General features: G+C 46.9%; 3 protein-coding genes and 1 pseudogene. 3 read left to right on the forward strand and 1 reads right to left on the reverse strand.

Translation table 11 applies throughout. The features are described 5' to 3' along the window. A pseudogene (locus tag ACTIE6_RS01075) lies at window positions 1-288 on the forward strand (TonB-dependent receptor); the annotation flags it as partial. Here the strand turns inward: ACTIE6_RS01075 and ACTIE6_RS01080 are convergent. Then, the gene (locus ACTIE6_RS01080) at window positions 289-1,665 is read right to left on the reverse strand and encodes a hypothetical protein (protein ID WP_439554867.1); all 1,377 of its coding nucleotides are present in this window, start codon (window positions 1,663-1,665) and stop codon (window positions 289-291) included. 8 nt (window positions 1,666-1,673) lie between these two features. On the opposite strand from ACTIE6_RS01080, the gene ACTIE6_RS01085 reads away from it, so the two are divergent. Both ACTIE6_RS01085 and ACTIE6_RS01090 read left to right on the forward strand, forming a co-directional pair. Next, on the forward strand, window positions 1,674-4,532 hold the full coding sequence (locus ACTIE6_RS01085; protein ID WP_439554868.1) for a triple tyrosine motif-containing protein: 2,859 nt from the start codon (window positions 1,674-1,676) through the stop codon (window positions 4,530-4,532). A 170-nt stretch (window positions 4,533-4,702) separates the two neighbouring features. After that, on the forward strand, window positions 4,703-7,524 hold a 2,822-nt coding region (locus tag ACTIE6_RS01090), incomplete at its 3' end, for a SusC/RagA family TonB-linked outer membrane protein (RefSeq protein WP_439554869.1).

Genomic DNA, 7,524 nt, shown 5'->3' on the forward strand with positions numbered 1-7,524 from the left:
ATAGATCCGGCAAAACCTGACTCCTGGCCCGTCAACATATTGACAGGCGAAAAAGAAACGCTGGATCAAACCTTCGGTGCAAAACTTGTCACGGACCTTGCATTCAATTTCAACATCGTAAAAGGGATCAATTTTTCCATAGGTGCAAACAATGTATTCGATGTGTACCAGGATAAACACACGCATTCAGGGAATGTGAGTCTGGGCCGCTTTGTATACTCGCGCCGCGTTCAGCAAATGGGTGTAAATGGGCGATACATCTTTGCAAGGGTGAATTTCAATTTTTGATTAAATGGAAACCTGGTATTGCAAAGTCACAGCCCCGCGGCGCCCGTTTGCTTCCAGCTCATTGACAACACTGCTGCTGCGGTAAACGGGCCGGTTTTCGTAGTTAAGCGACATTTTACCAGTGTGCCCTTTGATCAGCCAGTTTAAACCCACATTGAAAACACTCATACCATCCCGAAGGCGGTCATAGTCGGCATATTGAAGCGAAGCATAAGGCATTAATGTTCCCTGACTGCCCAGTAGTCCATCTTTAAATTTATAACCTGCCTGCGCATAGATCACACTGCCTGTCCCAAACATCGGGTAAGCATTTCCCTGGGTACCGCCTACGCCTGCAATGGGCTGGGTGGTACCAGTTGCAGGGTTCATAATCCCGTTGTAACGCAGGTATCCCCTGCCATAATCAGTACTGAAATAACCTAAATAGGCGGATACCGCGGTGCCTTTTGCGTTATCGACCGGCATATCCAGAAAAGCTGCCACAGACCACAAAGTCATATTATGATACAAGGTATCAACACCCTCCCGCCTCCATGTGGCATTTTTGCGAGCATTGATACCAGCTTCAATGTTCAGCACGCGGCGTTTTCCGAGATAAGTACCGGTCAGGTAGCCCGGCGTTGTGTTATCATCTGTTTCAAAAATGTTGTAGATCAACAATCCTTCAAATTGCTTGTGATGGTGACGCTGGGAAAAGACTGCATTCTGATTGATCGCCGCAGTGGCGGATCCATTTGTTTCAACCGGAAAAGGATCTGCAACACTGACCCGGTAATTCACCTTCCCGATCTGCCCCCGGCTGTAAACAGCGAGCTTTCTGGCAAACTGATCGGTTTGGTCCACGGTAGCCTGCGCAAAAACAGGTACATCCATGGTCATGATAGAACCGATGCCGGGCTGTGAGAAGCGGGAAAAACCATTAACAATCGTCAAACCGCCCCCAAACCGAATGAAGCTCGTTCCTTTCCGCTGGATTTCATACTCGCCCAATGCGTCGTGAAAAAATGCAGCGACTTTCCTGTTACTGGGAGTTCCCGTGGTATTGTAGGCAGGGGATGCACTTACCTTATTGAAATTGTTCATCCCAAACTGGGTATAGAAGAAGATCCGGTCTGTGATTTGTCCGAATAGTTGCATGCGGGTACGCCGCAGACCAATGTCGAATGTGTTTGTCTTCGGATCGCCAAGCACGGTAGTGCCGGGGTTACTTTCGTTGAAACGGAACCATGCCTGGTTCGTGAAAGTTACTTTTACATAATGCGACCCTGATTCGTTAAGATTGTACCGAATGTCGTTCCTGGTATTGTCATCTGTGGGTTTTACCTGCGCCATTGAAACTGAGCCGGTAAGCAAGAAAATAGAAAGTATTTTTTTCATTTATTGACATGAATGTTTTTGCAAGCCTGAATCATAAGGCACGTTCGGGTAGTGCTATACTTGTTTTTTTCTGCATCTTCTCCCAGGTTTTTGCCCAGGAAACACCACCTTTGGTTAACTATTATTCGTCAGAATACAAGGCCCACAATCAAAACTGGGCGATCAGCCAAAGCTCTGAGGGGATCATATATTCCGCTAACTCAGACGGTTTAATGGAATACGACGGGGCTTCATGGAAGCTGTACCCGCTACCCGACGGGCAGATCGTACGCACCGTACTTTGCGACGAGATTACCGTCATACCGCCGCTTGCAGGCAAGACAAAACGGCCCCCGGTTCAGGAGCAGCGCATCTATGTCGGCGGCTTTTCTGAATTTGGCTACTGGCTGCGCGCGGCGGACGGACAACTGAAATATCATTCGCTTAGCAAAAAAGCCAATTTCAAAAGTCTCAAAACCGAAGAGATCTGGCATATTCTCAAAACGCCCGAATACATCTACTTTCAGTCATTTGCGAAAATATACCGGTACGATGGAAAGAACCTGACCGAAATGCAGGCGGACGGTAATTTCATGTTCCTCCGCTATGTACAAAATCGCGTGCTGGTACCGGTTATCGATAAAGGGATTTATGAGTTAAAAGGCACAACATTCTCGCGGCTGCCGGGCACAGAGTCACTTGCGACGTCTATTATCTCCTCCATGCTGCCACTTCCAGGCAAGCGCATTCTGATCACGACTACCAAAAACGGGCTTTTTATCTGGCAAAACGGTGTGTTAATCCCTTGGCAAATTCCTGTTTCGGAAGAATTGAAGCAGAATATCATTAACAAAGCCATTATACTTTCACGGGATAGCAGCCTTGTACTCGGTACCATTCAGAATGGCGTGTATGTGTTGTCGAAAAATGGTGAGGTAAAGTATCGTTTTAACAAGACAACGGGTTTGCAAAACAATACTGTTATCGCACTCTCTGAGGATCGCCATAAAAAGCTCTGGATTGGAATGGATCAGGGAATCAGCCTGGTAGCTATGTCCTCGCCCGTTATTTCCTATCAGACAAATGACAATCCGCTCGGCTCCACTTACGCGGCGGCTATCTGGCGGGGTAAACTTTACGTGGGTTCAAATAAGGGTGTTTTTGTAAAAAAATGGCTTTCATCAGAGCCTTTTAAAGCAGTTCCCGGATTGGAGGGGCAGACCTGGATGCTGAAAGTGTTCGACGACCAGCTGCTCTGCGGACACAATGACGCCACTTACAGCATTGAAGAGAATGGGATCAGGAAGGTGTCCGGTATTACCGGTGGCTGGATTATGTTACCGATCAAAAGTGGAAGCGACACATTGTTGTTGCAAGGCGCATATAATGGACTACATACCTACAAGAAAAATGCACAAAACCAATGGACATACGCGTATCCTGTAAAGGGAGTACCTCCTACGCCAATCCGCCAGATCGCTGCGGATAAAAATGGTTTTTTCTGGCTCGCACACGCTTATAAAGGACTTTTCCTGGCCCAGCTCACGCCCCGTCTGGACGCTGCATTGAAATGGCAGGAGTTTCATTCCCCGGCCAACATACCCAGCGAGTTTTCAGTGGAGCTTTTCAACTGGCGGAACAAAATACATATCCGGTCTGCTAATACATTCCTGGAACCCGAGGGGCAGCAAAGTTTAAAAACCAGCACGGACTTCATGCCCGAAGAGGAAGCATTTAAAGTTCGCACCGGTATTGGCGATGATTGGTTTAAAGTTTTCATGAACAGGGTTACCTTTTATTCACCGGGCAATAGACCACGCGATTTATCTTTAAAACTGGTCCGGAACAGTGAAACGATTATCCCGGTAACAAAAAAACATTACTTCTTATGCCTGGATAATGGATATGCGCTCTACGACAGATCTTCCGATACTGACGCCGGCAATACGGATTCTGCGCCCATGATCCGTAAAGTGGCCAACCTGCGCAGCTTGTCTGAAACTTATGCAGTGACCAATAATCCGAGTCTACCCAGGGATGTGCGGGCGATCCGTATTTCGTATTCCGTACCCGAATATGGCCGCAACATTCAATACAAGTATCGTTTAAAGGGATTGACGGATCAATGGTCGGAATGGACTGACCAGAACTTTGTCGAATTTACCAACCTCGAATCGGAAGATTATGTTTTCGAAGTTCGCAGCAACCTCAACGATCTGGTTACTTCATACCGTTTCAGTGTTCAGCCGCTCTGGCGCGAAACGCTGTTTGCAAGAAGCCTTTTTACGATTCTGATCGTTACCGCATTGTGCGGACTGATCTTTTACCAGGAAAAGCGTCTCTCCCGTCATCGCAAAAGGCTGATCGAGGAACAGGAAGAAAAACTCCGGCAGCAGCGACTTTCCAGCGAAAGGCAGATCATGCAGATCCAGAATGAGAAGCTGCAAAGTGAAATTCAGAGCAAAAGTCAGCAACTCAGCAATGTGGCTATTAATGTGGTTCGAAAGAATGAGATCCTGGAAGAGATCAGTAACGAACTGAAACAGGTAAAAGCCGAGCTCGGTCACCAGCTGCCCAATATTCATTATCAAAAGTTATTGCATAGCATTGAGCGCAATGTCGCCGGCAAAGACGACTGGGAGCTTTTCGAACAAAACTTTGATGAGGTACATGAACAGTTTTTCAAACGGCTTCGTCAGCTCTCTCCCACAATCTCCCCCTCGGAGCTCAGGCTCGCCGCCTGTCTACGCATGAATTTATCTACCAAAGAAATGGCGCCGGTACTCGGAATTTCAATCCGCGGTGTGGAAATAAAGCGCTATCGCCTGCGCAAAAAACTGGGTTTGGGCAACGATGACAATCTGGTTCAGTTTATGATGGATGTTTGATACGATAGGACATATCTACTACAAAGCCCGCATAATCTCGATAAACCTTGCATTATTCCCAGTGATGTAGTGGTGATGTAGTTCATTTTTTGATTTCCCTCTTACTTCGGATTTAAATTTGAAGTCAATTAATTCCTTTAATAGTTCAATCAACTTTTTATTGATACCAAATGAAAACTATTGTACGGTTACTGTACATGCTTGTTTTCCTGGCAGTCGGGACTTCATCCTTTGCCCAGGAAATAGATGTTACAGGAAAAGTAACATCCGCAACAGACGCTTTATCACTTCCGGGAGCAAGCGTGCTTATAAAGGGTACTACAACGGGCGTCCCAACTGATGCAGAAGGCAACTATGCAATCAGGGTTCCGTCGGGTCAGGCGGTGCTTGTATTTTCGATGATCGGCATGACCGCGCAGGAAATTACGGTGGGCACACAAACTGTGATCAACGTCGGACTTCAGGAAGATGCGAAAGCATTGAATGAAGTGGTGATTGTAGGTTATGGTAGCCAGCGCAAGCTTGATGTAACAGGTTCTGTAGTCCAGATCAAAGGGGAAGACATATCCCGGCAGCCTTCGATGAACGCGGTGAGCGGCTTGCAGGGAAAGGTAGCAGGTGTGCAGATCAACAACTCAGGTAAGCCAGGTGAAGCTCCGCAAATCAGGATCAGGGGTGTGGGTACCGCCTATGGAAGCGCTAACCCGCTTTACGTTGTCGACGGTGTCTGGTTTGATGATATCAGCTTCCTGAACTCCGGTGATATCGAGAGCATGAACATCCTGAAAGATGCTTCAAGTCAATCCATTTACGGTGTACGCGCTGCCAATGGGGTTGTCCTGATTACAACGAAAAAAGGTAAGTCCGGAAAAGCAATTGTGGATTACAATGGCTTTGTCGGCTTCCAGAAAGTGACTAACCAGGTCAAAATGGCGAATGGAAAAGAGTACGCCACGATGGTCAATGAGCTGAGCAATATCAATGGCAAAGAGAACATTCTTGACCCAAACCAATTTGGCGAAGGTACTAACTGGTACGATCAGATTTTGAGAACAGCGAAGGTTACAAATCATCAGCTTTCAATCAGCGGCGGAGGAGAAAAATCGAGCTATAACTTCTCACTTGGGTACCTGGATCAGGATGGTGTTGTACAGAAAAACAACTTCAAACGCTACACTGCCCGCCTTCAAAATGATTTTCAAGTTTTGAAGAGCTTGAAAGTGGGTTATACTGCCACAGGTTCTTTCAGCAAATCAAAAGACGAAGCAGGCGGAATTTTCAGACAGTTGTACACTGCGGCTCCCATTGTACCTGTGTACAAACAAGATGGTTCTTATGGTGATCCAAACGACTTTAATCTTGGAGACGCCAACAACTTTAATCCGCAGGTTACCATCGACTACTACAACCAGAATACGAAAAGAACTTTGTTGACCGGTAATGCATACGCGGAATTCACGCCTATGACAGGTCTGACATTCAGAACAAGCCTGGGTGGCCGGTACTCTCAGGATGAAACACGCTTTTACAACCCGGAATACGCGGCCACTTTCAAGCAGCGTAATAACACAAGCTTGCTCAGCTTTACCCGCCCGCAGGCACGCTACTGGATCTTTGAAAACACATTGACTTATACCAAAGAGTTCGGATCGCATAGCTTTACTGCACTTTTGGGCCAGTCAGCTCAGCGGGATCAGTCTTATAAACTGACTGCTACTGCATTGAATGTTCCATATACCAGTGAAGGCGATTTGTACCTGTCGCTTGGTAACACCGAAGGCCGCAATGTAATCGATGAAGGTGACCTGGGAACATATGCTTCTTATTTCGGTCGGGTAAATTACTCCTTTGGTGATCGTTACCTGATCAACGCTTCTCTTCGTGCTGACGGTTCTTCCAAGTTCTACCAGGGCGGAAATGCCTGGGGCTACTTCCCTTCTGTCGGAGCTGGCTGGGTAATCAGCAATGAGGCTTTTATGAAAAACCAGAATTTCTTTGACAATCTGAAAGTGAGAGGAAGCTGGGGTAAAATAGGAAATGCGTCAGTGCCTTCGAACCTGTCTACACTGACAGTAGCAACCGGCGGTAACCTGGCGGCCATTTTCGGAAACAACCTTATCAATACCGGCGCAAGCATTAACACTATTATCCCGCCTACTACTTACTGGGAACGCGGTGTGGGTACTGACGTAGGTTTGGAAGCTGCATTCCTGAAATCGCGACTGACAGTTGAACTTGATTATTATATCAAGAAAACGGAAAGGGCCATTTTTGATATACCAGTACTGGCTTCCATTGGTACACAATCGGGACGGATCGTTGGTAACCAGGCTGATTTCCAGAACAAAGGCTTTGAATTTGCTTTGAACTGGAGAGATGAGATCGGCAAAGATCTTACTTACAGCATCGGTGTAAATGGAGGCTTTAATGAAAACAAGGTACTTGCAGTAACCAGTGGTGCCAACCCGATCTATGATGGTGGTGTTGGACTTACCAGCGGCGCGCTTGCAACCCGCACGCGTGTTGGTGACCCGATCGGTTCTTTCTACGGATATGTTGTCGATGGTATTTTCCAGAATCAGGATGAAATCGCCAAGTCGGCACAGCCAACAGCAAAACCAGGTGACTTCCGGTACCGTGATATAAGTGGTACTTCGGGCAAACCTGACGGCGCTATTACCGGTCTTGACAGACAAGTAATTGGTAACCCAAACCCAAAGTTCACATACGGGATCAATACCAACTGGAATTACAAGAACATAGATCTGATGCTCGATTTCCAGGGTGTTTCCGGAGTTGATGTTTACAATGCGAACCTGGGCTGGCGCTATGGTAACGAGAACTTCACAAAGGATTTCTTTGATAATCGCTGGCATGGCGAAGGTACCTCAAACACCTACCCTTCTGCCAACATCGGCGGTGGTGTGAACTACTCTCCAAGTACTTTCTACGTACAGAGCGGCAGCTATTTCAGAGTACGGACTGCACAGCT

Origin of the sequence: Dyadobacter sp. (assembly GCF_051859145.1) — a bacterium.
Classification (GTDB): domain Bacteria; phylum Bacteroidota; class Bacteroidia; order Cytophagales; family Spirosomataceae; genus Dyadobacter.

Excerpts from the sequence above, each read along its gene's own strand:
- ACTIE6_RS01080 (WP_439554867.1), bottom strand. The coding sequence starts at position 1,665 with ATGAAAAAAATACTTTCTATTTTCTTGCTTACCGGCTCAGTTTCAATG.
- ACTIE6_RS01085 (WP_439554868.1), top strand. The coding sequence starts at position 1,674 with ATGAATGTTTTTGCAAGCCTGAATCATAAGGCACGTTCGGGTAGTGCT.